This is a genomic window from Pantoea sp. UBA5923 (assembly GCF_002431095.1).
GTDB classification, from domain to species: Bacteria; Pseudomonadota; Gammaproteobacteria; order Enterobacterales; family Enterobacteriaceae; genus Pantoea; species Pantoea piersonii.
This window is the reverse complement of the sequence record NZ_DJDN01000056.1, coordinates 20,235-45,217: the sequence shown is the minus strand read 5'-3', so window position 1 is coordinate 45,217 and position 24,983 is coordinate 20,235. Positions and strand designations below refer to the sequence as shown.

The 24,983-nt window shown below is 59.6% G+C and carries 18 protein-coding genes; 15 read left to right on the top strand and 3 right to left on the bottom strand.

Annotated features, from left to right (window positions below; genetic code table 11):
* The first annotated feature begins 49 nt into the window (after positions 1–49).
* Positions 50–1,336 carry an aminopeptidase PepB gene (pepB, locus tag B3797_RS13410; RefSeq protein ID WP_311791335.1) on the top strand — a complete coding sequence of 429 codons (1,287 nt, stop codon included), beginning with the start codon at positions 50–52 and terminating at the stop codon, positions 1,334–1,336.
* A 47-nt stretch (positions 1,337–1,383) separates the two neighbouring features.
* Complete coding sequence (gene sseB, locus B3797_RS13405; RefSeq protein WP_311782936.1) at positions 1,384–2,148, top strand: enhanced serine sensitivity protein SseB; 765 nt, start codon at positions 1,384–1,386, stop codon at positions 2,146–2,148.
* 31 nt (positions 2,149–2,179) lie between these two features.
* Here the strand turns inward: sseB and sseA are convergent, their stop codons facing one another.
* Positions 2,180–3,019 carry a 3-mercaptopyruvate sulfurtransferase gene (gene sseA, locus B3797_RS13400; protein WP_311791334.1) on the bottom strand — a complete coding sequence of 280 codons (840 nt, stop codon included), beginning with the start codon at positions 3,017–3,019 and terminating at the stop codon, positions 2,180–2,182.
* Between the two features lie 141 nt (positions 3,020–3,160).
* Between sseA and B3797_RS13395 the strand changes: the two genes are divergently transcribed.
* The 13 genes from B3797_RS13395 to B3797_RS13335 all read left to right on the top strand — a co-directional run bounded on the left by B3797_RS13395 (position 3,161) and on the right by B3797_RS13335 (position 23,499).
* Positions 3,161–8,047, top strand: a complete 4,887-nt coding sequence (locus B3797_RS13395; protein WP_311791333.1) for an alpha-2-macroglobulin — start codon at positions 3,161–3,163, stop codon at positions 8,045–8,047.
* 3 nt (positions 8,048–8,050) lie between these two features.
* A complete protein-coding gene (gene pbpC / locus B3797_RS13390) occupies positions 8,051–10,375 on the top strand; it encodes a peptidoglycan glycosyltransferase PbpC (RefSeq protein WP_311791332.1) in 2,325 nt (774 codons plus the stop codon).
* Between the two features lie 171 nt (positions 10,376–10,546).
* Positions 10,547–10,978: a nucleoside-diphosphate kinase gene (ndk, locus tag B3797_RS13385; RefSeq protein WP_003848684.1), complete on the top strand. Its 432-nt coding sequence runs from the start codon at positions 10,547–10,549 to the stop codon at positions 10,976–10,978.
* Between the two features lie 185 nt (positions 10,979–11,163).
* A complete protein-coding gene (locus B3797_RS13380; protein ID WP_311782932.1) occupies positions 11,164–12,333 on the top strand; it encodes a bifunctional tRNA (adenosine(37)-C2)-methyltransferase TrmG/ribosomal RNA large subunit methyltransferase RlmN in 1,170 nt (389 codons plus the stop codon).
* 82 nt (positions 12,334–12,415) lie between these two features.
* The gene (gene pilW / locus B3797_RS13375) at positions 12,416–13,147 is read left to right on the top strand and encodes a type IV pilus biogenesis/stability protein PilW (protein ID WP_311782931.1); all 732 of its coding nucleotides are present in this window, start codon (positions 12,416–12,418) and stop codon (positions 13,145–13,147) included.
* The gene (rodZ, locus tag B3797_RS13370; protein ID WP_311791331.1) at positions 13,137–14,147 is read left to right on the top strand and encodes a cytoskeleton protein RodZ; all 1,011 of its coding nucleotides are present in this window, start codon (positions 13,137–13,139) and stop codon (positions 14,145–14,147) included. The genes pilW and rodZ overlap by 11 nt, the downstream gene beginning before the upstream one ends.
* A 37-nt stretch (positions 14,148–14,184) precedes the next feature.
* Positions 14,185–15,306, top strand: a complete 1,122-nt coding sequence (gene ispG, locus B3797_RS13365; protein ID WP_120457544.1) for a flavodoxin-dependent (E)-4-hydroxy-3-methylbut-2-enyl-diphosphate synthase — start codon at positions 14,185–14,187, stop codon at positions 15,304–15,306.
* Between the two features lie 101 nt (positions 15,307–15,407).
* On the top strand, positions 15,408–16,682 hold the full coding sequence (gene hisS / locus B3797_RS13360) for a histidine--tRNA ligase (RefSeq protein ID WP_269949959.1): 1,275 nt from the start codon (positions 15,408–15,410) through the stop codon (positions 16,680–16,682).
* 39 nt (positions 16,683–16,721) lie between these two features.
* Positions 16,722–17,339 (top strand): YfgM family protein, encoded by a 618-nt coding sequence (locus B3797_RS13355; RefSeq protein ID WP_120457548.1) that lies wholly within the window; start codon positions 16,722–16,724, stop codon positions 17,337–17,339.
* Between the two features lie 19 nt (positions 17,340–17,358).
* Positions 17,359–18,540 (top strand): outer membrane protein assembly factor BamB, encoded by a 1,182-nt coding sequence (bamB, locus tag B3797_RS13350; protein WP_311782929.1) that lies wholly within the window; start codon positions 17,359–17,361, stop codon positions 18,538–18,540.
* A 164-nt stretch (positions 18,541–18,704) separates the two neighbouring features.
* Positions 18,705–20,195, top strand: a complete 1,491-nt coding sequence (der, locus tag B3797_RS13345; RefSeq protein WP_311782928.1) for a ribosome biogenesis GTPase Der — start codon at positions 18,705–18,707, stop codon at positions 20,193–20,195.
* Positions 20,196–20,586: 391 nt separating this feature from the next.
* Complete coding sequence (locus B3797_RS13340) at positions 20,587–23,019, top strand: glucose/quinate/shikimate family membrane-bound PQQ-dependent dehydrogenase (protein WP_311791330.1); 2,433 nt, start codon at positions 20,587–20,589, stop codon at positions 23,017–23,019.
* Positions 23,020–23,340: 321 nt separating this feature from the next.
* A complete protein-coding gene (locus B3797_RS13335) occupies positions 23,341–23,499 on the top strand; it encodes a type I toxin-antitoxin system Hok family toxin (RefSeq protein WP_081141507.1) in 159 nt (52 codons plus the stop codon).
* Positions 23,500–23,597: 98 nt separating this feature from the next.
* Here the strand turns inward: B3797_RS13335 and B3797_RS13330 are convergent, their stop codons facing one another.
* Together B3797_RS13330 and B3797_RS13325 are read right to left on the bottom strand one after the other, a co-directional pair.
* Entirely contained in the window at positions 23,598–23,939 is a 342-nt protein-coding gene (locus B3797_RS13330) for a protealysin inhibitor emfourin (protein ID WP_311791329.1), read from the bottom strand.
* Positions 23,936–24,949, bottom strand: a complete 1,014-nt coding sequence (locus B3797_RS13325; RefSeq protein ID WP_311791328.1) for a M4 family metallopeptidase — start codon at positions 24,947–24,949, stop codon at positions 23,936–23,938. Before B3797_RS13325 ends, B3797_RS13330 begins: the two co-directional genes overlap by 4 nt.
* Positions 24,950–24,983 lie beyond the last annotated feature (34 nt).

The following is a 24,983-nucleotide window of genomic DNA, read 5'->3' as shown; positions in this document are numbered from 1 at the left end:
AGCCTGCGCTTCTGGCTGGATGATACTTATACGCATATGGAGTTTCGCGATGACAATACAACCGATGAACATTACGCTGAGCCACCAGCCCGCTGATGCGCGCTGGGGCGAGAAAGCGATTCTGACCAGCAACGACGACGGCATGACCATTCACCTGAATGGCGCGGATCAGCTCAACACCATCCAGCGCGCGGCGCGCAAAATTGACGGGCAGGGTATTCGCCATGTGGCGCTGAGCGGCGAAGGCTGGGATCTGGAGCCATGCTGGGCGTTCTGGCAGGGCTACCGCGGCCCGAAAGGGCAGCGCAACGTGGTCTGGCCGACGCTGAATGAACAGGATCAGGCGGAGTTTGCGCGTCGTCTGCGCATTATTGACTGGGTGCGCGACACCATTAACCTGCCGGCGGAGGAACTGGGGCCAGAAGATCTGGCGCACAGCGCTATCGACCTGATCAGCGAAGTGGGCGGCGAGGCGGTCAGCTATCGCGTGACGCGCGGCGACGACCTGCGCGAGCAGGGCTATCTCGGCCTTCACACCGTAGGACGCGGCTCCAGCCGCCCGCCGGTGCTGCTGGCGCTGGACTACAACCCGACCGGCGACGACAGCGCGCCGGTATTCGCCTGTCTGGTGGGTAAGGGCATCACCTTCGATACCGGCGGCTACAGCCTGAAGCAGAGCGCTTTTATGGACTCGATGAAGTCCGATATGGGCGGCGCGGCGACCCTGACCGGCGCGCTGGCGCTGGCAATCTCTCGCGGCCTTAAGCAGCGCGTTAAGCTGTTCCTCTGCTGCGCCGACAATATGGTCAGCGGCAACGCTTTCCGCCTGGGCGATATCATCCGCTACCGCAACGGTAAATCAGTGGAAGTGATGAATACCGATGCGGAAGGGCGTCTGGTGCTGGCCGATGGCCTGATCGACGCCAGCGAACAGCATCCGACGCTGCTGATTGACGCCGCGACGCTGACCGGCGCGGCGAAAACCGCGCTCGGCAATGACTACCACGCGCTCTTTACGTTCGACGATGTGCTGGCGCAGTCGCTGATGGGCAGCGCCACCAGTGAGAACGAGCCGTTCTGGCGTCTGCCGCTGGCGGAGTTCCACCGCAACCATCTGCCGTCTAATTTCGCCGATCTCAATAATATCGCCAGCGCGGCGCATTCGGCGGGCGCAAGCAGCGCAGCCGCGTTCCTGTCGCACTTCGTGACCCGCTATCAGGAGGGCTGGCTGCATATCGACTGCTCGGCTACCTACCGCAAGAGCGCGGTGGATCAGTGGTCGGCAGGCGCAACCGGCATCGGCGTGCGTACCCTGGCGAATCTGCTGCTTAAGTAAAGGATCTGGCGGCGGCCTGGCCGTCGCCTTATGTAGAAAGGCAAAACATGAACCGTCTTGAAGAGGTGCTGAAGCTGGCGGCTACCGAGCCGGCGCACCGCCCGGAATTTTTTCAGCTGTTGCTGGCCGCGGACGTCTGGGTGCCAGGCGAAAGCACCGAGACGCAGTTCGCCGCGGATACGCCGGTCGATCTGCAACACTGGGAAAAAGAGGATGGCCGCAGCGTCATTCCCTTTTTTACCTCGCAGGAGGCGATGAGCGAAGCGATCGCGGGCGAGCAGGCTTATTTGCGCCTGCCGGTGCGCACGCTGTTTGAGATGACGCGCGGCGAAACGCTGTTCCTCAATCCCAAACTGCCTACCGGCAAAGAGTTCTCTCCGGCGGAGATCGCCCACCTGCTGGGTGAAGAGGGCGACGCCCTGAGTCAGCAAACTGTGCTGGAAGGCGGCCAGGCGCTGCTGCTGTCAGAAATAGCAACGCCGCCCGCGCAGATGATCGACTCGCTGACGCAGCTGTTCAGTAAATACAAACAGGTGCGCCGCGCCTTTGTCGCCAGCATTCGCGAAAGCGCGGATCAACAGCCGAACCTGCTGATCGGCATCGAAGCGGAAAGCGATATTGAGGCGATTATTCAGGCGGCGGGCAGCGTCGCAACCGATACGCTGCCGGATGACGCGCCGATTGATATCTGCGAAGTGGTGGCGGACGAGAAGGGCGTCAGCCACTTTTTTACTGCCCACATCACGCCCTTTTACGAACGTCGCTGGGGCAGTTTTTTGCGCGACTTTAAAGGCAGTCCGCGTATTATCTGAATCGGGTGCGGCGTCTTGCCGCACCTTTCTGTTACTTCTCTATCGGTAAATCGTCTCTGCTGCCCCATTCGCCCCACGACCCGTCATAAAGCGTGACGTTGCGCGCGCCCAGCACGTTCAGCGCCAGGATCACCACCGCGGCGGTGACGCCTGAACCGCAGCTCGCCACCACCGGCTCATCCAGCTTCACGCCCGCTCTGGCGAAGATAGCGCGCAGTTCGGCTTCCGGCTTCAGCGCGCCGTTCGTCACCAGATCGTTCCAGGGCACATTGCGGCTGCGGGGAATATGGCCGCGATGCAAACCCGGACGCGGCTCATCAACCTCGGCGTTAAAGCGGTTCGCCGCGCGGGCATCGACAATCTGCGCGCCGCCTTCATGGCTAATCAGCAGCACATCGGTCAGACGCTTCACCTGTGCTTCATCGAACGTCGCCTCAAATTCGCCCTCAGGCAGCGCGACCTGTCCGGTCGCCAGCGGCAGACCAGCCGCTTTCCAGCCCTGCAGGCCGCCCGCCAGAATCGAGACCTGCTCAACGCCGAACGTACGCAGCATCCACCAGGCACGCGGCGCGGAGAAGAGGTTGCCCTCATCGTAAACCACCAGGTGACTGTCGCTGTTAATGCCCAGCTCGCGCATCGCCACGGCGAAACGCTCGGCGCGCGGCATCATATGCGGGTAAGGGCTGCTGTGATCGGAAAGCGCCTCAATATCGAAGAAAGGTGCGCCCGGCAGATGGCCCGCCAGATACTCCGCTGTGATATTACGTACGGCCTCCTGGCCCGGCGGCAGCATGCGGGCGTCCAGCACCTGCACGTTACCTTCGGCGTAATGTTCATTTAACCAGTCAGCGGAGACAAATATGGCTGTCATAGCAACCTCTTCTTATCATCAGTAAAAGCTCAGTGTCGGGGAATGTGAATGCTATCTCAAGGGCGGCATTGCTAAAATGGCGGGTTTGCGGTGAAATTGCGCGGCGAAATTATACCTTCGGGGACAGGTGAGGGATTTACCATGGCAAGAGCTATAAAACGGCTGCTCTCTGGTGTCGTGCTGGGCGCGGCGCTGCTTGGCGGCGCAACAACCTTTACGCTGCCCGCTGCAGAGCCTGCCGCAGCGCAGCAGGCGGCAAAAGTCGTGTCCGTTATCGACTTCTCTGAGCTTCAGCTGGACGGCGCGGCCGCGCTGGTGCTCACCTTTAATACCCCGCTCGACGACAAACAGGATTTTGCCGCGCGGGTGAAGCTGATTGATGACAAAAGCGGCAAAGTAGACGGCGGCTGGGAGCTGGCGCAGAACGGCAAGTCGCTGCGCTTTCGCCATCCTGAGCCGTCGCGCAAGCTGACGGTGAGCGTAGAGGCGGGATTACGCGCCGCCAACGGCACCACTTTATCGACACCCTTCAGCCAGTCGCTGACCACGCGCGATATTCAGCCAATGGTTGGTTTCGCCAGCCGCGGCTCGCTGCTGCCGCTGCGCCTGACTCAGGGCCTGCCCGTACTGGCGCTTAACGTGTCGCGCGTCGATGTCGATTTCTTCCGCGTTAAAAGCGCCTCGATAAACGATTTTCTTGCGCAGTGGAACTACGGCAACAACCTTTCTTACTGGTCCTCGCGCGAGCTGCTCAATAACGCCGATCTGGTCTACAGCGGCCGCTTCGAACTTAATCCGGCGCGTAACACGCGCGAAAAACTGCAGCTGCCGCTGGGGGACGTGACGCCGCTGAAGCAGCCGGGCGTTTATCTGGCGGTAATGAAACAGGCTGGCTCCTATAACTATACGCTGCCCGCCACGCTGTTTACCCTCAGCGATATTGGTCTGTCACTGCACCGCTTTCCCGGCGAAATGGAGCTGTTTACGCAGAGCCTCGCCAGCGGCGCGCCGCTGGCGGACGTTACTGTGCAGCTGCTGGATGAGAAGGGACGGAAGCTTGCCGGCGGCGTCACCGACGGTAGCGGGCATCTGCGCCTGCCGACGCAGGCGAAAGGCAAGGTGCTGATCGCCACGCAAAAGGAGCAGACGTCGCTTATCGACCTCAATCTGCCCGCGCTGGACCTGGCGGAGTTTCCCGTCGCCGGACCGCAGGGTTACGACAAACAGCTGTTTGTTTTCGGCCCGCGCGATCTCTATCGCCCTGGCGAAACGGTGATCGTCAACGCGCTGCTGCGCGATGCCGACGGCAGGCCGCTGCCTGCGCAGCCGCTAAAAGCTGAAGTAGTGCAGCCCAACGGCGAAGTCGCGCAAACTTTTGTCTGGCAGCCGGAAAGCGGTTTTTATCAGCAGCGCTTTTCGCTTCCTGCCTCGGCGATGACCGGCGACTGGACGCTGCGGCTGAACAGCGGCGACAGCCAGCCGCGCAGCTGGCGCTTTCACGTTGAAGATTTTCTGCCGGAGCGCATGGCGCTGACGTTGCAAAACAGCGACAGTCCGCTGTCGCCTGACGACGACGTCGTTTTCAATATTGAAGGGCGCTATCTCTACGGCGCGCCCGCGGCGGGCAACGAACTGCAGGGACAGCTGATGCTGCGGCCAGCGCGTGAAGCGGTCGCCGCGCTGCCGGGCTACCAGTTCGGCGACATCATGGAGGAGAGCAAACGCAATCTGGATGATATCGACGACACCCTGGACGATGATGGCAAGCTGCAGCTAACGGTAGAGAGCGAGTGGGCGCAGATCCATTCGCCGCTTAACTTAATCCTGCAGGCGAGCCTGCTGGAGACGGGCGGCCGGCCGGTTACGCGCCGCGCTGTCCAGGCCATCTGGCCCGCGCCCGCGCTGCCCGGCATCCGGCCGCTGTTCAAGAGCGAATCGGTCTATGACTACCGCTACGATCGTTATACCCAGCAGCCCACGGTGCCGGAAAACAGCCTCGCCGACTTCGATATCGTTTACGCCAACAGCAAAGGCGAGAAGCTGGCCGCTAAAGATCTTGAGGTTCGCCTGATCCACGAGCGGCGCGACTACTACTGGAGCTTCTCCGACAGCGAAGGCTGGCAGATGCGCAATGATGAGAAGGATCTGCAGGAGGATGCGCAGCGCATTTCGCTGGCCGCTGGCGACAGCAAAAAGGTCAGTTTCCCGGTGGAGTGGGGATCTTATCGTCTGGAAGTGCAGGCCGGCGAGAAGATTATCTCCAGCGTGCGGTTCCGCGCCGGCTACTGGTGGGAAGACAACACTAATGGCACCGGTGCGCTAAGGCCCGACCAGGTGAAGCTCAAGCTCGATAAAACCGCTTTGCGGCCCGGCGAGACCGCCCATGTTCAGGTGGAGTCGCCTGCGGCGGGGAAAGGCTATCTGATGGTTGAGTCAAGCAGCGGCACCCTGTGGTGGCAGCCGATTAACGTGCCTGCGGGCGGCGCGACCATCAACGTGCCGCTTGATGCCAGCTGGAAGCGCCATGACCTTTACCTCAGCGCTATTGTGGTGCGCGACGGCGATAAGGTCAGCGGTGCTACGCCGAAGCGTGCCATCGGCCTGCTGCATCTGCCGATAGCGATCGACGCGCGCCGTATCGACCTGGCGCTCGATGCGCCGCTAAAAATTCGCCCTGAGCAGACGCTGAAGGTAAAAGTTAAAGCCAGTCGCGTCGGCGGCGAACTGCCGGAGAAAATTCAGGTGCTGCTGTCAGCGGTGGACAGTGGGGTGTTGAACATTAACGATTACAAAACGCCCGACCCCTGGGAAGGCTTCTTTGGCCGCAAGCGCTATAACGCCGATCAGTATGATGTTTTCGGCCAGCTGATTGAAGGCGGCGGACGTCTGGCGACGCTGCGTTTCGGCGGCGATGGCGACGACGACGCCCAGTCGCGCGGCGGTAAAAAGCCGCTGACCGAGGTGAATATCGTGGCGCAGCAGCTTCAGCCGGTCACGCTGGATAAAAACGGCGAAGGCACGCTGGAGTTGCCGATCCCGCAGTTTAACGGCGAGCTGCGCCTGATGGCGCAGGCGTGGAGCGACGACAGCTTCGGCTCGGCGGAGCGAAAAGTGGTGGTTGCCGCACCGCTGATCAGCGAACTGGCGACGCCGCGCTTTATGGCGAGCGGCGATCAGGCGATGCTGGCGCTCGATCTCACCAATCTTACCGACCAACCCCAGGCGCTGAAGGTGGATGTGCAAACGCAGGGCCAGATTACGCTGAGTGGCGGCGCCACGCACCGCGTTCAGCTGGCGAAAGGGGCGCGCACCACGCTGCATATACCGGTGAAAGCGCAGGGCGGTTTCGGCGAGGGCGCGGTGCAGGTGCGGGTCTCCGGCCTTTCGCTCGCGGGCGAGGCGCTGGCCGACAGTCAGCGCAGCTGGAAGATTGGTGTGCGTCCGGCTTATCCGGCGCAAACGCTGAGCTTCGACGGCGTGATGCAGGCGGGGCAAAGCTGGCAGGTGCAGGCCGCTGCCTTTAGCGGCCTGCAGCCGGAGACGCTGAGCGGACAGTTTACGCTCAGCAATCAGCCGCCGCTGAATATCGGCCACTATATCAGCGCGCTTTACGCTTACCCCTACGGCTGCCTGGAACAGACCGCCAGCGGCATCTGGCCGTCCATTTTCACTAATCAGGCGCAGCTCGCCGCAATGGGCATCAAAACCAGCAGCGACGAGGCGCGGCGTGCCGCCATTGATACCGGCATAGCGCGCCTGGCGGGTATGCAGCGCGGCAACGGCAGCTTTGGCCTGTGGAGCAAAGAGAGCGACGAGGAATTCTGGCTGACCGCCTACGTCACTGATTTCCTGCTGCGCGCCAGCGAGGCGGGCTACAGCGTGCCGCAAGAGGTCATCACGCGCGCTGACGAACGGCTGCTGCGCTATCTGCAGGATCCGGCGCAGATTGAAACCCGCTGGAGCAGCAATGAAGAGGCGATGCGCTTCAGCGTGCAGGCCTATGCGGGCATGGTGCTGGCACGTCAGCAGCAGGCACCGCTCGGCGCGCTGCGCGCGCTCTATGAGAAGCGCGACAAGGCTAAATCGGGACTGGCGCTGGCGCAGCTCGGTGTGGCGCTGAAGCTGATGGGCGATCCGCAGCGCGCGCAGCTGGCGCTGGCGCAGGGCGTCGGGCTGACGCGCGAATCAGACGGCTGGCTGGGCGATTACGGCAGCCCGCTGCGCGACCGCGCGCTGATTCTGGCGCTGCTGGCGGAAAATCAGTTGTTGCCGGAGATGCAGGACGCGCTGATGCAGGATCTGGCGAAAGCGGCGCGCGGCCAGGTCTGGTTCTCTACGCAGGAGAATAACGCCCTGTTCCTGGCGGCGCGCACGCTGCAGCAGCATAAAGGCGAAGCCTGGCAGGCGGCGCTGGAGGGCGAAGCGCAGCCGCTGAACGGCACAGGCGCACTGACGCAGGGGCTGAACGCCGACCAGCTGCAGCGCGGCGTCACGCTGACGAGTCACAGCCAGTCGCCGCTCTATGGCGTGCTGAACGTAACGGGCTATCCGCTCGCTGCGCCGAAGCCGATGCACAACGTGCTGAACGTGACTCGCGACTATTTCACTCTTGACGGCGAACCGGCGGATCTCGATAACCTCAGCAGCGGCCAGCTGCTGGTGGTGCGTCTGAAGGTCTCCGCCAGCAAACGCGTCAGCGATGCGCTGGTGGTGGATCTGCTGCCTGCGGGTCTGGAGCTGGAGAATCAGAACCTCAGCGACAGCAGCGCCAGCCTCGGCGACGGCGCGGATGCGCTGAAGGAGAGCATGGCGGATATGCAGCAGGCGGATATCCGCCATATTGAGTTCCGCGACGATCGTTTTGTCGCGGCGCTGGCGCTGAGCGGCTACAAAACGGAGACGCTGCTCTATCTGGCGCGCGCCGTGACGCCGGGCAGCTACCGTCTCCCGCCGCCGCAGGTCGAGTCGATGTATGTGCCGGAGTGGCGCGCCGTCGGCGCGACGCCGGAGAAGATCAGTGTACGTTAAGGCATGAAGCTGCAAGGCTGGAAAAAGCGGTGGCTCTGGCCGCCGCTTGTTTTTGTCGCGCTGTTGCTGGCGCTGCTCGGCATGGATCGGCTGTTTCCGCTGCCGCTGCGCCAGGTACAGCCGGCGCGCGTGGTGGTGGCGGAAGATGGGACGCCGCTCTGGCGCTTCGCCGATAAACAGGGCGTCTGGCGCTATCCGGTCACGCTGGATGAGGTTGCGCCCGCCTATCTCGACGCGCTGCTCAACTATGAGGATCGCTGGTTCTGGCATCACCCTGGCGTTAACCCAATCGCCATCCTGCGCGCGGCAGGGCAGAACCTGCGCGCCGGCGCCGTTGTTTCCGGAGGCAGTACCCTGACCATGCAGGTGGCGCGCCTGATCGATCCGCAGCCGCGTACGCTGTCTGGCAAAGTGGTGCAGGCGTGGCGGGCGTTACAGCTGGAGTGGCACCTGTCGAAGCGTGAGATCCTTACTCTCTATCTTAACCGCGCCCCCTTTGGCGGAACGGTCGAAGGGGTGGGTGCGGCAAGCTGGATCTGGCTCGGCAAGCCGCCTTCACAGCTGACTAAAGGCGAAGCCGCGCTGCTGGCGGTGCTGCCGCAGGCGCCTGGCCGCTTACGTCCGGATCGCTGGCCGCAGCGCGCCGAGGCGGCGCGCAATAAGGTGCTGCAGCGGCTGGCGGAGAATCATATCTGGCCGCGGCAGGAGGTTGATGAAATCCTTCAGGAGCCGGTCTGGCTGCCGCCGCGTCAGATGCCGCAGAGCGCGCCGCTGCTGGCGCGTCGTCTGCTGTCGCTCTCCACGCAAGATAAAATTGTCTCGACGCTGGATAGCTCGCTGCAGCGCGAGCTGGAAAATCTGGCTCTCTCCCTTAAGCCGTCGCTGCCGCCGCGTACCTCGCTGGCGATTCTGGTGGTCGATCACACCGATATGAAGGTGCGCGGCTACGTCGGCTCGGTGGATTTTCGTGACGAGAGGCGTTTCGGTCATGTCGATATGATCGCCAGCGTGCGCTCGCCGGGATCGGTACTGAAACCTTTTATTTATGGCATGGCGCTGGACGACGGCCTGATCCACGGCGAGTCGCTGCTGCAGGATGTGCCGCGCCGCTTTGGTGACTACCGGCCCGGCAATTTCGACAGCGGTTTTCACGGCCCGGTGAGCGCGAGCGAAGCGCTAAAGCGATCGCTTAATCTTCCCGCCGTACAGCTGCTTGACGCGCTCGGGCCGAAAAGCGTGACGGCGCGGCTGCGCAACGCTGGCCTGAATCTGCGGTTTCCGGCGGGCGCGGAGCCTAACCTGTCGCTGGCGTTAGGCGGAACCGGCACCCGAATGGACGAGCTGGTGGCGGCCTACAGCGCCTTTGCGCGCCAGGGCAACGCTGCCCAGCTGCGCTTGCTGGCGGATCAGCCGCTGCAGCAGCGTCGTCTGCTGTCGCCGGGCGCGGCCTGGATCGTGCGGCGCATACTGGCGGGCGACGCGCAACCCTCCGCCAGCGGCGCGGTGAGCGACATTGTGCCGCTGGCGTGGAAAACCGGCACCAGCTACGGCTATCGCGATGCCTGGACTATTGGCATCACGCCGCGCTATCTCATCGGCGTCTGGGTTGGCAGACCAGACGCCACGCCGGTCGCCGGTCAGTTCGGTTTCGCATCGGCGGTGCCGGTTATGCATCAGGTGGCGAATCTGATGGCTGGCCATATGCCCGTCGGCGGCACGCCGCGCGATCCGCGTCCCGCGACGGTCAGCGCGCAGAGCATCTGCTGGCCGGGCGGTCAGCCACTGCCCGCCGGGGATGATAACTGTCGTCAGCGCCGTCAAAGCTGGGTGCTGAACCAGACCCTGCCGCCGACGCTGCTGGCGCCAGGGCAGGAAGGCGTTAACGGCCTGCGGCTGCGCTACTGGCAAAATCCGCAGGGAAGACGCGTGGCGGCGGACTGCCCCGATGCCCAGAGTCGCGAACGGCTGCTGTGGCCGTTGCCGCTTGAGCCCTGGCTGCCGAAAAGCGAACAGCGCGCGCAGCGTTTGCCACCGGTTGACGAAGCCTGTCCGCCGCTGCATCAGGGCAATGCGGCGCCGATGGTAATTACCGGCGTTATCAATGGACAGCATGTGCAGCCGCTGCCTGGCAAAGCGGTGCTGATATTGCCGGTAGCGGTGCAGGGCGGGCAGGGCGAGCGCCGCTGGTGGTTTTTGAACGGCGAGCCGGTAGAGCAGGGCGTAGAGAAGGATCGCGCGCAGCTGGCGTTGCGCGACGCCGGCGCCTGTCAGCTGGTGGTGATGGATGAGGCGGGACAGCTTACTACCGTCTCCTTTACCCGCGACTGAAAAATGACGCAATGCACATTATTTGCCTGCCTGCATCGACAATTATCAATAATTTTCAATAAATCATACGATAGCTAATAGGCAACGCCCGTTGATCTCCCTATAATCGGCGCGTTTTCTTACCGGGAGCGGGTTCCCGGTTTCTTCAGGATGCTAAAGACAGAGGTCAACATGGCAATCGAACGTACCTTCTCCATCATTAAACCAAACGCCGTTGCTAAAAACGTAATTGGCGCCATCTACAACCGTTTTGAGAGCGCAGGCTTCAAAATCGTTGGCGCTAAAATGCTGCAGCTGAGCAAAGAGCAGGCTGAAGGTTTCTACGCTGAGCACCAGGGCAAACCGTTCTTCGACGGTCTGGTTGAGTTCATGACTTCTGGTCCGGTTGTGGTGTCTGTGCTGGAAGGCGAAAACGCCGTTCAGCGTCACCGCGATCTGATGGGCGCGACCAATCCGGCTAACGCGCTGGCTGGCACGCTGCGCGCAGACTACGCTGACAGCTTCACCGAAAACGCGACCCACGGTTCTGACTCCGCTGAGTCTGCCGCGCGTGAAATCGCCTACTTCTTCGGCGAAAACGAGATCTGCCCGCGCACGCGTTAATCGCGTTGACGCCAGCCGGACCGCGCGCTTTACAAATTTATCGCTAACGCGCGCCGTCTACCCTGGCATCACACCGCAGATGTTGTACAATATCGCGCCCTTGTTGAGCTTGTCTCAGCAAGGGCGTCTTTTTTTTCTATCCTTAACCAGAGCCATAACGTGTAATAACGAGGCCAGAGAACATTATGTCCGAACAGATTGTGACGCCGTCGTCCGCTTCCCCCGTTGTCGTTGCCCCCAAAAGCGAAAAAATTAACCTGCTCGATCTCAATCGCCAGCAGATGCGCGAGCTTTTTCTCTCTATGGGCGAAAAACCGTTCCGCGCCGATCAGGTGATGAAGTGGATGTACCACTACTGCTGCGATGATTTCGAGCAGATGACCGACATCAATAAGGTGCTGCGCGGGAAGCTGAGCCAGATTGCGGAAATCCGCGCGCCGGAAGTGGCGGAAGAGATGCGCTCCAGCGACGGCACCATCAAATGGGCGATCCGCGTCGGCGATCAGCTGGTGGAAACCGTTTATATCCCGGAAGACGATCGCGCCACGCTTTGCGTCTCTTCGCAGGTTGGCTGTGCGCTGGAGTGTAAATTCTGCTCAACGGCGCAGCAGGGCTTTAACCGTAACCTGCGCGTTTCAGAGATTATCGGCCAGGTATGGCGCGCGGCAAAAATTATCGGCGCCGCGAAGGTTACCGGTCAGCGTCCCATCACTAACGTAGTGATGATGGGCATGGGCGAGCCGCTGCTCAACCTCAACAATGTTGTACCGGCGATGGAAATCATGCTGGACGATTTCGGTTTCGGCCTCTCCAAGCGTCGCGTCACGCTCTCCACGTCAGGCGTAGTACCGGCGCTGGACAAGCTCGGCGATATGATCGACGTCGCGCTGGCGATTTCGCTGCACGCCCCGAACGATAAACTGCGCGACGATATCGTGCCGATTAACAAAAAGTACAATATCGAGATGTTCCTCGGTGCGGTGAAGCGCTATCTGGCGAAGTCGAACGCTAATCAGGGACGCGTCACGATCGAATATGTGATGCTGGACCATGTTAACGACAGTACCGACGATGCACATGAGCTGGCGGCGCTGTTAAAAGATACGCCGAGCAAAATCAACCTGATTCCATGGAACCCCTTCCCGGGCGCGCCTTACGGCCGTAGCTCTAACAGCCGGGTTGACCGCTTCGCTAAGGTCTTGATGGAATATGGATTTACGACTATCGTGCGTAAAACGCGCGGCGACGATATTGATGCAGCCTGTGGTCAGCTGGCGGGCGACGTTATTGACCGCACCAAGCGTACGATGCGTAAAAAAATGGCGGGCGAAGCCATATCTGTGAAGGCGCTCTGAAACAGGGAACATCGCAGTTTTCCCTGGTCGTGACGCGTGGCAGGCTGCTGCCACGCAATTACGTCGCGAACAGGAGAATGAAATGGGTAAGGGATTACCGGCCAGCCTACTGGCCCTGATTGTTGTAACCGGGTGTGTCAGTCGTAGCCCTTATTCGGGCGCGGCGGAGACCCGCCTGGCGCTGGGTATGCACTACCTGGCGGCGGACGATTTCGTCGCCGCGCGCCGCAACTTTCAGCGGGCGCAGGCCGCCGCGCCGCGCGACTACCGAATGGTCCTGGCGCTGGCGCGTCTGGCGGAAAAACAGGGCCGCCGCGATGAGGCGGCGCGTGACTATCAACAGGCGCAGCGGCTGGCGCCGACAAATGGCTACGTCGCTAACAATTACGGTGCGTTTCTCTGCGCTTTAGGGCAGTATGACGAAGCGCATCAACAGTTTAAGCGGGCGATGGGCGCCTCGGAGAGCGAAGCGCGCATCGATGCGTGGGAGCTGTCGGGATATTGTTATCTTCAGGCGGAAGATATGCTGGCCGCGCGAGCGGCGCTGAGTCGGGCGCTTGAGGCGAACCGCGCGAAAGGCGACGCATTACTGGATGAGGCGGAAAAACAACGGCCCCTCTATCCGGCGCGTGCTCTACTGTTAATAGAGCTTTATCAGCAATATCTGCCTGCTACGGCGCGCAGCTTAGAGTTACAGATACGTTTCGCCGCGCAACAGGGAAACGCTGCTGACGTTACACGTTATGGCGACCGGTTGGCGCGAAGTTTTCCACAATCGATACAGTACCAGCGTTATTTAGCTAATGAATACTGAAGCCACTCAAGACAACTCTGCAGTACATTCCACAGGTGAACGCCTGCGTCTGGCCCGTGAGAAAATGGGGCTGACTCAGCAAAACGTGGCTGAACGCCTGTGCCTGAAACTTACGACCGTACGCGATATCGAAGAGGACAAATCGCCTGCCGATCTGGCATCGACCTTTTTGCGTGGATACATTCGCTCTTATGCGCGTCTGGTGCACATTCCTGAAGAGGAACTGTTGCCGATGATGGCGAAGCAGACGCCGGTGCGTGCCGCCAAAATCGAACCGATGCAGAACTTCTCGCTGGGCAAACGCCGCAAAAAACGCGACGGCTGGCTGATGATTTTCACCTGGTTAGTGTTATTCGTGGTGATCGGCCTGACCGGCGCGTGGTGGTGGCAAAACCATAAAGCTTCGCAGGAAGATCTGGTCTCTATGGCCGATCAAAACGGCAGCAGCGGCGACAATAGCCAGTCGATTCCGCTCGACGGCGGCAGCAATGACGCCAGCGACGAGACGGCTGCGCCTGCCGCGCCGGACGAAACCAACAGCGCTGACGCCAGCGCGGCGGCGCCAGCCGCCAGCCAGCCCTCCAGCACCGCGCCGGCACAGCCTGCCGGCAACAGCGCCGCGCCAGCTGCAACCTCGGCGAACAGCGCCGTCGTGTCGCCGAGCCAGGCGCCGGTCGGTAACGCAGCCAGCCCGTCAGCTACCGCTGGCCAGCTGCCAACCAGCGGCGCAGCCGTTGGCGAAGCGGCCGCCGATCCTAATACCGTCGTAATGAACTTCAATGCCGACTGCTGGCTTGAGGTCTCCGACGCTACCGGTAAAAAACTGTTCAGCGGAATGCAACGTAGCGGTGGTAAACTCAGCCTTTCCGGTACTGCGCCCTATCGTCTGAAAATCGGCGCACCGTCGGCGGTGCAGGTGCAATATCAGAACCAGCCGGTTGATTTAAGTCGTTTTATCCGTAATAACCAGGTTGCTCGCCTGACGTTGGGTGCGCAATAACGCAGCATCGCGCCCCGGGCAATTGTGGAGAAAGAATATGCATAACGAAGCACCCATCATCCGTCGTAAATCGACCCGGATTTATGTCGGCAAGGTGCCTGTCGGCGATGGCGCGCCTATCGCCGTTCAGTCGATGACCAATACCCGTACAACCGATGTAGAAGCCACGGTCAATCAGATTAAAGCGCTTGAGCGCGTCGGCGTGGATATCGTCCGCGTCTCTGTGCCGACCATGGATGCCGCCGAAGCCTTTAAGCTGATCAAGCAGCGCGTAAACGTGCCGCTGGTGGCGGATATCCATTTTGACTATCGCATCGCGCTGAAAGTCGCCGAGTATGGCGTTGATTGCCTGCGTATCAACCCAGGCAATATCGGCAACAACGAACGTATCCGCCAGGTGGTGGATTGCGCGCGCGACCACAATATTCCGATTCGTATCGGCGTGAACGCCGGTTCGCTGGAAAAAGATCTGCAGGAAAAATATGGCGAGCCGACGCCGCAGGCGCTGCTGGAGTCAGCGATGCGCCACGTCGATCATCTCGATCGCCTTAACTTCGATCAGTTCAAAGTCAGCGTAAAGGCTTCGGACGTTTTTCTCGCCGTTGAGTCCTATCGCCTGCTGGCGAAACAGATCGATCAGCCGCTGCACCTCGGTATTACCGAAGCGGGCGGCGCACGTGCGGGCGCGGTGAAATCAGCTATCGGGCTGGGGCTGCTGCTCTCTGAAGGGATCGGCGATACGCTGCGTATTTCGCTGGCGGCCGATCCGGTAGAAGAGGTGAAAGTCGGCTTCGACATTCTGAAGTCGCTGCGCATCCGCGCGCGCGGCATCAACTTTATCGCCTGCCCGACCTGTTCGCGTCAGGAGTTTGACGTTATCGGTACGGTGAACGCGCTTGAACAGCGGCTGGAAGATATCATCACGCCGATGGACGTCTCAATTATCGGCTGCGTGGTTAACGGTCCCGGCGAAGCCACCGTGTCGACGCTGGGCGTGACCGGCGGCAACAAGAAAAGCGGCTTCTACGAGGATGGCGTGCGTCAGCGCGATCGTCTCGATAACGACGATATGATCGATCAGCTTGAAGCGCGTATCCGCGCCAAAGCGACCATGCTGGACGAGAACCGCCGCATCAACGTACAGCAGCTGGAAAACTAAGCGTCGGCGCGCGCAGCGCGACTTTGTTTAATGAACCTGTGCGGTTTCATCCTCATAAGGTATGATGCCGGACAGGTTTTTTTGTATTAAGAGATTTTAACGTGGCGAAGAATATTCAAGCTATCCGCGGTATGAACGACTACCTGCCGGCGGATACGGCTATCTGGCAGCGCATTGAAGGCACGCTCAAGCAGGTGCTGGCCAGCTACGGCTACAGCGAAATCCGTATGCCGATCGTAGAGCAGACCCCGCTGTTTAAACGCGCCATCGGCGAAGTCACCGACGTGGTTGAAAAAGAGATGTACACCTTTGACGACCGCAACGGCGAAAGCCTGACGCTGCGTCCCGAAGGGACTGCGGGCTGCGTACGCGCCGGTATCGAACATGGCCTGCTCTACAATCAGGAGCAGCGTCTGTGGTATATGGGCCCGATGTTCCGCTATGAGCGTCCGCAGAAGGGCCGCTATCGCCAGTTTCATCAGATGGGCGCCGAGGTGTTCGGCCTGCAGGGCCCGGACGTGGACGCCGAGCTGATTATGCTGACCGCACGCTGGTGGAAAGCGCTGGGCATCGCCGATCATGTGCGCCTGGAGCTTAACTCCATCGGTTCGCTGGAGGCGCGCGCCAACTATCGCGAAGCGCTGGTGGCGTTCCTTGAGCAGCACAAAGAGACGCTGGACGAAGACAGCAAGCGCCGTATGTACACCAACCCGCTGCGCGTGCTGGACAGCAAAAATCCAGAGGTGCAGACGCTGCTTAACGACGCGCCGCAGCTGATGGATCACCTCGATGATGAATCACGCGAGCATTTCCAGGGGCTGTGCGCCTTGCTGGACGATGCGGGCATCGCCTATCGCGTCAATCAGCGCCTGGTTCGCGGCCTCGACTACTACAACCGCACCGTTTTCGAATGGGTGACCGAGAGCCTCGGCGCGCAGGGCACAGTGTGCGGCGGCGGCCGTTATGACGGTCTGGTCGAGCAGCTGGGCGGCCGCGCCACGCCGGCGGTGGGTTTCGCCATGGGCATGGAGCGTCTGGTGCTGCTGGTTCAGGCGGTCAATCCTGAATTTGAACCGACGCGCGTTGTTGATGTCTATGTTATCGCTTCGGGCCAGGGCGTTCAGTCTGCTGCTATGCAGCTGGCGGAAAAACTGCGCGACGAAGCGCCGGAACTGAAGCTGATGACCAACTTTGGCGGCGGCAACTTCAAGAAACAGTTTGCCCGCGCCGACAAGTGGGGCGCTCGCGTCGCGCTGGTGGTAGGCGAAGATGAAGTGAAAGCCGGTCAGGTCGTTATCAAAGATCTGCGCAGCGGCGATCAGCAAACGCTGGCGCAGACAGAGGCTGCCGCTGCATTGCGCACGCTGTTACAGTAAGCGTGGCACGGCGCCAACCAGAGAAAGGAGAGGGATCGCGTGGAAGTTTATAGCAATGAAAATGAACAGGTTGACGCGTTACGTCGCTTTTTTGCTAATAACGGCAAGGCGCTGGCGGTCGGCGTGATTATCGGCATTGCCGCGCTGGGCGGCTGGCGCTACTGGGCCAGTCATGAAGAGGGCTCGTCAAAGGCGCTTTCCGCACAGTATCAGCAAGTGACCACCGCCATGAAAGCCGATCAGCCAGCGACGCTGGATGCGGTAGCGAAATTCGTCAGCGAAAACAGCAATACCTACGGTGCGCTGGCGGCGATGGACGTGGCGAAACAGTATGTTGACGCCAACCAGCTGGACAAGGCCTCTTCCCTGCTGGAAAACGGTCTGAAGAACACTAAGGATGCCAATCTGCAGGCGGTAATTAACCTGCGGCTGGCGCGCATTCAACTGCAACAGAATCAGGCGGATGCCGCCCTTAAGACCCTTGACGCTGTTAAGGGCGATGGCTGGACAGCCATTGTGGCGGATATTCGCGGCGAAGCGCTGCTGAGCAAAGGCGATAAGCAGGGCGCGCGCGATGCGTGGAGCAAAGGCGTTGAGTCAGACGCTTCTCCCGCGCTGAAGCAAATGATGCAGATGAAGATGAATAACTTAAGCTAAGCCAGTCAAGAGAGAGCGCATGGAATTACGTAAATACCTGCTGCCAGGGCTGATTTCAGTCACTTTGCTCAGCGGTTGTTCGCTGTTCAGCGGCGAAGAAGATGTAGTGAAAATGGCCCCGCTGCCAAAGGTGGAAAACCAGTTTACTCCCCAGGAAGTGTGGAGCACGTCGGTTGGTGACGGCGTTGGCGATTTCTACTCTAACCTGCATCCGGCATGGCAGGACAATACCGTATTTGCGGCTGATCGTTTCGGCGTGGTAAAAGCGCTGGATGCGTCCAACGGCAAAGAAAAATGGAAAGTCGATCTCTCTGAGAAAACCGGCTTTTTCTCGAAAAATATCTCAGCACTGCTCTCCGGCGGCGTGACCGCTGCAGGCGATCATCTCTACATCGGAAGTGAGCGCGGTCAGCTGTTTGCCCTGAACAGCAGCGACGGCAGTCTCGCCTGGCAGACTAAAGTCGCTGGCGAAGCGTTATCGCGCCCGGTAGTGAGCGACGGTCTGGTGCTGGTGCATACCAGCAACGGTATGCTGCAGGGGCTGGATCAGAACAGCGGCGTAGTGAAATGGAGCGTTAACCTCGACATGCCTGCGCTGTCGCTGCGCGGCGAATCTGCGCCAGCGACCGCCTTCGGCGGCGCGATTGTTGGCGGCGATAACGGCCGCGTCAGCGCGGTGATCATGAATCAGGGCCAGTTAATCTGGCAGCAGCGTATCTCCCAGCCGAGCGGCGCGACCGAAATCGATCGCCTGAACGACGTCGATACGACGCCGGTAATCGTCAACGGCGTGGTCTATGCGCTGGCGTACAACGGCAACCTCACCGCGCTCGATCTGCGTTCCGGCCAGATCCTGTGGAAGCGTGAGATCGGCGGCGTCAAAGATCTGATTGTCGATGCCGGCCGCATCTATCTGGTCGATCAGGATGACCGCGTTATCGCGCTGAATGCAGATGGCGGCGTAGCCATCTGGCGTCAGAGCGATCTGCTGCACCGCAACCTGACGGCACCGGTGCTGTTTAACGGCTACCTGGTTGTGGGTGACAGCGAAGGCTACCTGCACTGGCTCAATACCGATGACGGTCGTTTCGTGGCGCAGCAGAAAGTAGACAGCGATGGCTTCCAGACCGAGCCTGTTGTCGCCAGCGATAAGCTGATCATTCAGGCCAAAGGCGGCGAGGTTTACGCGATTACGCGTTAATCCGCTACCGGAATTTGCCTTCCGTCTAACGGCTCCTGACGCGTCAGGAGCCGTTTCGTTTTTAGTCAGGCATGATATTCTTAGCGCCTTCAGCCTGAACCTGGCGGTTAAAACCGTTATAATCACGCCATTCGGGCGATTAATTTTTTTATTGAGGCATTGTTATGATACCTGTGGTCGCGCTGGTTGGGCGTCCCAATGTGGGGAAATCCACGCTGTTTAACCGCTTAACGCGCACTCGTGATGCGCTGGTGGCGGATTTTCCTGGACTGACTCGCGATCGCAAATATGGTCGCGCCGAAGTGGAAGGGCGCGAATTTATTGTTATTGATACCGGCGGTATCGACGGCTCTGAAGAGGGCGTCGAAACGCGTATGGCTGAGCAGTCGCTGCTGGCGATTGAAGAGGCCGATGTAGTGCTGTTTATGGTGGATGCGCGCGCCGGCCTGATGCCAGCGGACAAGCAGATCGCTAACCATATCCGTTCGCGTAAAAAGCCAACGTTCCTGGTGGCGAACAAAACCGACGGCCTCGATCCCGATTCAGCGGTTGCCGATTTTTACTCGCTGGGGCTGGGTGATATCTACGCTATTGCCGCATCGCACGGTCGCGGCGTCACCAGCCTGCTGGAAACCGTTTTGCTGCCGTGGATGGATGAAGTCGATCCGCGCGAAGTAACCGAAGAGGACGAGAACGAAGCCTACTGGGCGGCGCTCGCGGCGGAAGAGAACGGTGAAACGCTGGAAGAAGAGGAAGAAGAGGCGTTTGACCCGACCGGTCTGCCGATCAAGCTTGCTATCGTCGGCCGTCCCAACGTCGGCAAGTCCACGCTGACTAACCGTATCCTCGGCGAAGACCGCGTGGTGGTGTATGACATGCCGGGCACCACGCGCGACAGCATCTATATTCCGATGGAGCGCGACGGTCGCGAATATATCCTGATTGATACCGCTGGCGTACGTAAGCGCGGCAAGATCACCGATACAGTCGAAAAATTCTCGGTTATTAAAACCCTGCAGGCGATTGAAGACGCTAACGTTGTGTTGCTGGTAATCGACGCGCGTGAAGGCATCTCCGATCAGGATCTGTCGCTGCTTGGCTTCATCCTTAACAGCGGCCGCTCGCTGGTGATCGTGGTGAACAAATGGGACGGCCTGACGCAGGAGATCAAGGACGAGGTCAAAGAGACGCTGGATTATCGTCTCGGCTTTATCGATTTTGCCCGCGTACACTTTATTTCTGCGCTACACGGCAGCGGCGTCGGTAACCTGTTCGAATCGGTCACCGAAGCCTATGACTGTTCGACCAAACGCGTTAACACTTCTATGCTGACGCGCATTATGAATATGGCTGCCGAAGATCATCAGCCGCCGCTGGTGCGCGGACGCCGCGTGAAGCTGAAGTATGCGCATGCGGGGGGATATAACCCGCCTATCGTGGTAATCCATGGCAACCAGGTGAAAGACCTGCCGGATTCCTACAAGCGCTATCTGATGAACTACTTCCGTCGTTCGCTTAACGTTATGGGTACGCCGATTCGTATTCAGTTCAAAGAGGGCGATAACCCCTTTGCGGGCAAACGCAACCTGCTGACGCCAACGCAGCAGCGCAAGCGTAAGCGCCTGCTTGCGCATTTGAAGAAAAACAAGCGTTAAACCCAAGGGACCGAAAGGTCCCTTTGTTGTTTCAGAGGCAGAAAAAACCTCTGACGCTTTTCTCACTTTTGCAAACGATCCTGGGCTGGCTGTAAGAAGCAATCAAACAGCGCGGCCTGTCCGGGTGTTTGTAGCAAAAATGCTATTGTCGCGTTTAGAACCCGTTATAAATGTTCACCTCATAATGTACCAAGTGGTACAATCCTGCCCCGTATTGCGACGAGGGCAAAACAGCTGTTATGCCTCCTTGCTCACAATGCCTGCAACCTGGACATGGGTCCGTACTGTTACGAAATAAAATAAAGTTATATCCGGCGACAACGTCACGCTCAGCGGCGTTGTTCAGTGCTTAGCGACGCGGATGCTTTATTTTTTCAGGAGAGTTTGTGTTATGGCTGAAACAACATCCCGATCCGGCAAAGGATTGGGTATCTGGTCGATCTTGCTGGGGCTGGTGCTGCTGGCAATCGGCCTGTTCTTTGCTATCGGCGGCGGTAAGCTGGTTTCGCTGGGCGGTAGCTGGTATTTCCTGATTGCAGGTATTGTGACTCTGCTGTCAGCAATCCAGTTCTTCCGTCGTAAGTCCTCTGCCGTTGTGCTGTTTATTCTGGTATTCGTCGGCACGCTGATTTGGGCACTGGCGGACGCGGGCTGGTCGTTCTGGCCGCTGGTATCGCGCCTGATGGTGCCGGCTGGTCTGATGCTGCTGGCGTTTCTTACCTGGCCTGCGCTGCGCAAGCGCGAAGGAAAATCTTCGCTGGCGAAAGTCTCTTATGCGCTCTCAGTGCTAATCGCCGTCGGCATGGTCGGCACGCTGGTGCAGATGTTCCAGCCGCATCCGACCGTGGCGTTCACCGGCAAAGAGCTGCCGCTGATCCCGGTTGATAAAAGCAAACCGCAGCAGGACTGGAATAACTATGGCCGCACCCCGGGCGGCGATCGCTTTGCCGCTGTGGATCAAATCACGCGCGACAATGTGAAAGACCTGCAGGTCGCCTGGACTTTTCATACTGGCGATACGCCGATTAGTCCAACCGGCAACGGCGCGGAAGATCAGCAAACGCCGCTGCAGATTGGCAACACGATCTATCTCTGTACGCCGCACAATAACGTGATTGCGGTTGAAGCGGACAGCGGCAAGCAGATCTGGAAACGCGAAATCAACGCGCAGGCGGAGGTCTGGCCGCGCTGTCGCGGTCTGGCCTACTTTGACGCCACCAAACCACTGACCCAGCCGAGCAAACCTGGCTCAACGCCGGTGCCGGCCGCTACGCTGGCGGCGGGCGATACCTGTCAGCGTCGTATTCTGATGAACACCATTGATGCGCGTCTGATCGCCATCAACGCCGACAACGGCGAGTTCTGCGAAGACTTTGGTAACCACGGCGTGGTCAGCCTGAAAGAAGGGCTAGGCGAAGCGCAGGATCCGAAATATCAGCTGACTTCAGCGCCGACGCTGGCGGGCACGACGGTAGTGGTCGGCGGCCGCGTTGCGGATAACGTTCAGACCGATATGCCGGGCGGCGTGCTGCGCGGCTTCGATGTTATCACCGGCAAGCAGCGCTGGGCGTTTGACCCAGGCAATATCGATCCAAACGCCGTCCTGATGCCGGGTCAGAACTACAAACGCAGCACCCCGAACTCCTGGGCGCCGATGTCATACGATCCGGCGATGAACACGGTGTTTATCCCGATGGGCAGCTCCTCAGTGGATCTCTGGGGCGCTAACCGTACCGAGCTGGATCATAAATATGGCGCCTCCGTACTGGCGCTGGATGCGACCACCGGTAAAGAAAAGTGGGTCTATCAGACCGTTCATAACGATCTGTGGGACTTCGATCTGCCGATGCAGCCAAGCCTGGTCGATTTCCCGATGAAGGATGGCACCACTAAACCCGCGGTCGTTATCGGCGGGAAAACCGGCATGATCTTCGTGCTGGATCGCGAAACCGGCAAGCCGCTGACCAAAGTCGAAGAGCTGCCGATGCCGCAGGGTCATATCCCGAACGAGCAGTACACCAAAACTCAGCCGCATTCGACCGAGATGCCGCAGATCGGCAACCAGACGCTGACCGAATCTGACATGTGGGGCGCGACGCCGTTTGATCAGCTTGCGTGCCGCATCGCGTTTAAATCGATGCGTTATAACGGGTTGTTCACCGTACCGGATACCGATAAGTCGCTCAGCTTCCCGGGTTCGCTCGGCGGGATGAACTGGGGCAGCATCTCCTTTGACCCGAACAACCAGTACATGTTCGTCAACGATATGCGTCTCGGCCTGTGGGTGCAGATGATCCCGACCGATACCAGCAAAATCGCTCGCGGCAGTAACGGTGGCGAAGCGATCAATACCGGTATGGGCGCGGTTCCGCTGAAAGGCACGCCGTATGCGGTCAACAAAAACCGCTTTATGTCGCCGCTGGGCATCCCATGCCAGGCACCGCCGTTTGGCACGCTGTCGGCGATCGATATGAAGACGCGTAAAATCGTCTGGCAGGTGCCGGTAGGTACGGTGCAGGATACGGGGCCGTTCGGTATTAAAATGCATGCGCAGATGCCGATCGGTATGCCGACCCTGGGCGGTACGCTGGCGACGCAGGGCGGGCTGGTGTTTATCGCCGGTACGCAGGATTACTATCTGCGCGCCTTTGACAGCTCAACCGGTAAAGAGGTGTGGAAAGCGCGCCTGCCGGTGGGCAGCCAGGGCGGCCCAATTAGCTACGTATCACCGAAAAACGGTAAGCAGTACATCCTGATCTCCGCAGGCGGCGCGCGTCAGTCGCCCGATCGCGGCGACTATGTAATTGCCTATGCGCTGCCATAACGGCTAAGCGTTTTTACTAAAAACCCTGCGCTCCGGCGTGGGGTTTTTTATTTGGTGCACAAGAAATTGTAAGCGTGACGGCAATTGCATAAACGCCTGAGAAGCGGCTCGCTAAGCAGTAGCGTGTGGGTTGGGCAGGGCAGAGAAGAGGGTATAATCGCGGCGGCGCTTGAGGTTTCTGCCTTAAGCGATCGGCATGCTGATTGTCAGGCAGAAAAGAGAAAGCCCCGTAGTTAATTTTCATTAACCCACGAGGCTGCCCCACTGTCCGAACAACAGCAGGGTAGCCTCTTACCGCGCTCTGCGCAAGGAGGAGTGACCATGAAATTGCCACAGCTAACGCTGGTATGTTGCGTATTACTGGTGTGTCTCACACTTTTAATCTTTACCTGGCTAACGCGGAAATCGCTGTGTGAAATCCGCTACCGGGACAACCAGCGCGAGGTGGCTGCTTCGATGGCTTACGAATCTGGTAAGTAGCAACCGGAAGGCGGGGAGTTAATCCCCGCCTTAACCGACTGTTGGCTGGACAGGCCTGAAGCGCCTTCATAAGGCCGTCACTTGCGTGACGGCCTTTACTATTCAGGCTCTTCGCCGTCGCGCCAGAGCGCCTCCAGTTCAGGCGGTGCGATCTGTTCCGGGATCAGCAATACAATAGTGCCGACTTCACGATGCGTGGCATAGCTGATTTGTATGCGGAAGTAGCGTTGATCGCTGCGCCCAATTTCCGGCGCTTTATCTTCAGGCTCGCCCAGCGGCAGTGCCTGTTCCAGAACCTGACAGACGCGCTGCTTTTGCGGTTGCGGCAGTTGAGCCAGCGCGAAGCGCCGCGCGCCGCGCAGGCCTGGGATAAAGGCCAGTCCGCCTTCGCGTTCGACCTCAATGACCGCATCGTCGCTCAGTTCAGGCAAGGAACTCATAGCACGCCAACCTCCTTCCATGCCTGTTCAATCGACTGCGCCACCGAACGGTTAAAGCGACGTTCGCCATGTTGAATGGTCAGGCGCGCAAAGGTGCTGAAATCGGCATCCTGCGGCAGTGATTTGTCACACACCGTATCGTACCAGGCCCAGCCCGCCAGCTCCCAGGCATAGCCGCCCAGCGCTTTTGCTGCCAGGTAAAAGGCTCGGTTAGGTATGCCGGAATTAAGATGAACGCCGCCGTTATCTTCACGGGTCTGCACATAGTGATCCATATGCGCAGGCTGGGGATCTTTACCCAGCATCGGATCGTCATAGGCCGTACCCGGCTCCGCCATTGAGCGCAGCCCACGTCCTTTAATGCCGCTTGCCAGCAGCCCTTCGCCGATAATCCAGTCGGCGTTATCGGCGCTCTGCTTCAGGTGATACTGCTTCACCAGCGAGCCAAATACGTCGGAAAGCGATTCATTCAGCGCGCCGGCCTGCTCGAAATAGATCAGCCCGGCTTCAGTTTCGGTCACACCATGCGTCAGCTCATGTGCGACCACGTCGATAGCGATGGTGAAACGATTGAATATTTCGCCATCGCCGTCGCCGAACACCATCTGCTGCCCGTTCCAGAAGGCGTTTTGATACGCCTTACCATAGTGAACGGTGCCGAGCAGCTTCAGCCCCTGATTATCGAGCGAGTTACGTTGATAGGCCTGCCAGAAAAAATCGTAGGTGACGCCGAGATAATCCCAGGCTTCTCTGGCGGCGACGTCGCCCGTATCTGACTGACCTTCGGTGCGTATCAGATCGCCTGGCAGGTTCTGGGTGTTTTTCGCATCGTAGATTTCACGCTCAACATGACCGCCCGCCGCCGTCTTCGGCGCGACCGGCTTCTGCCAGTTCTCCGCCATCAGATGTTGAACGTGCAGCAGCGTGCGGCGCGCATAATCCTGCTGATGGGTGGAACCGTGGGTCACGATGTTACGCAAGATATAGGGAGGAATAACGCTGTAGGACATACCCGACTCCTTGGCACAATTAATGTGTCAAAAA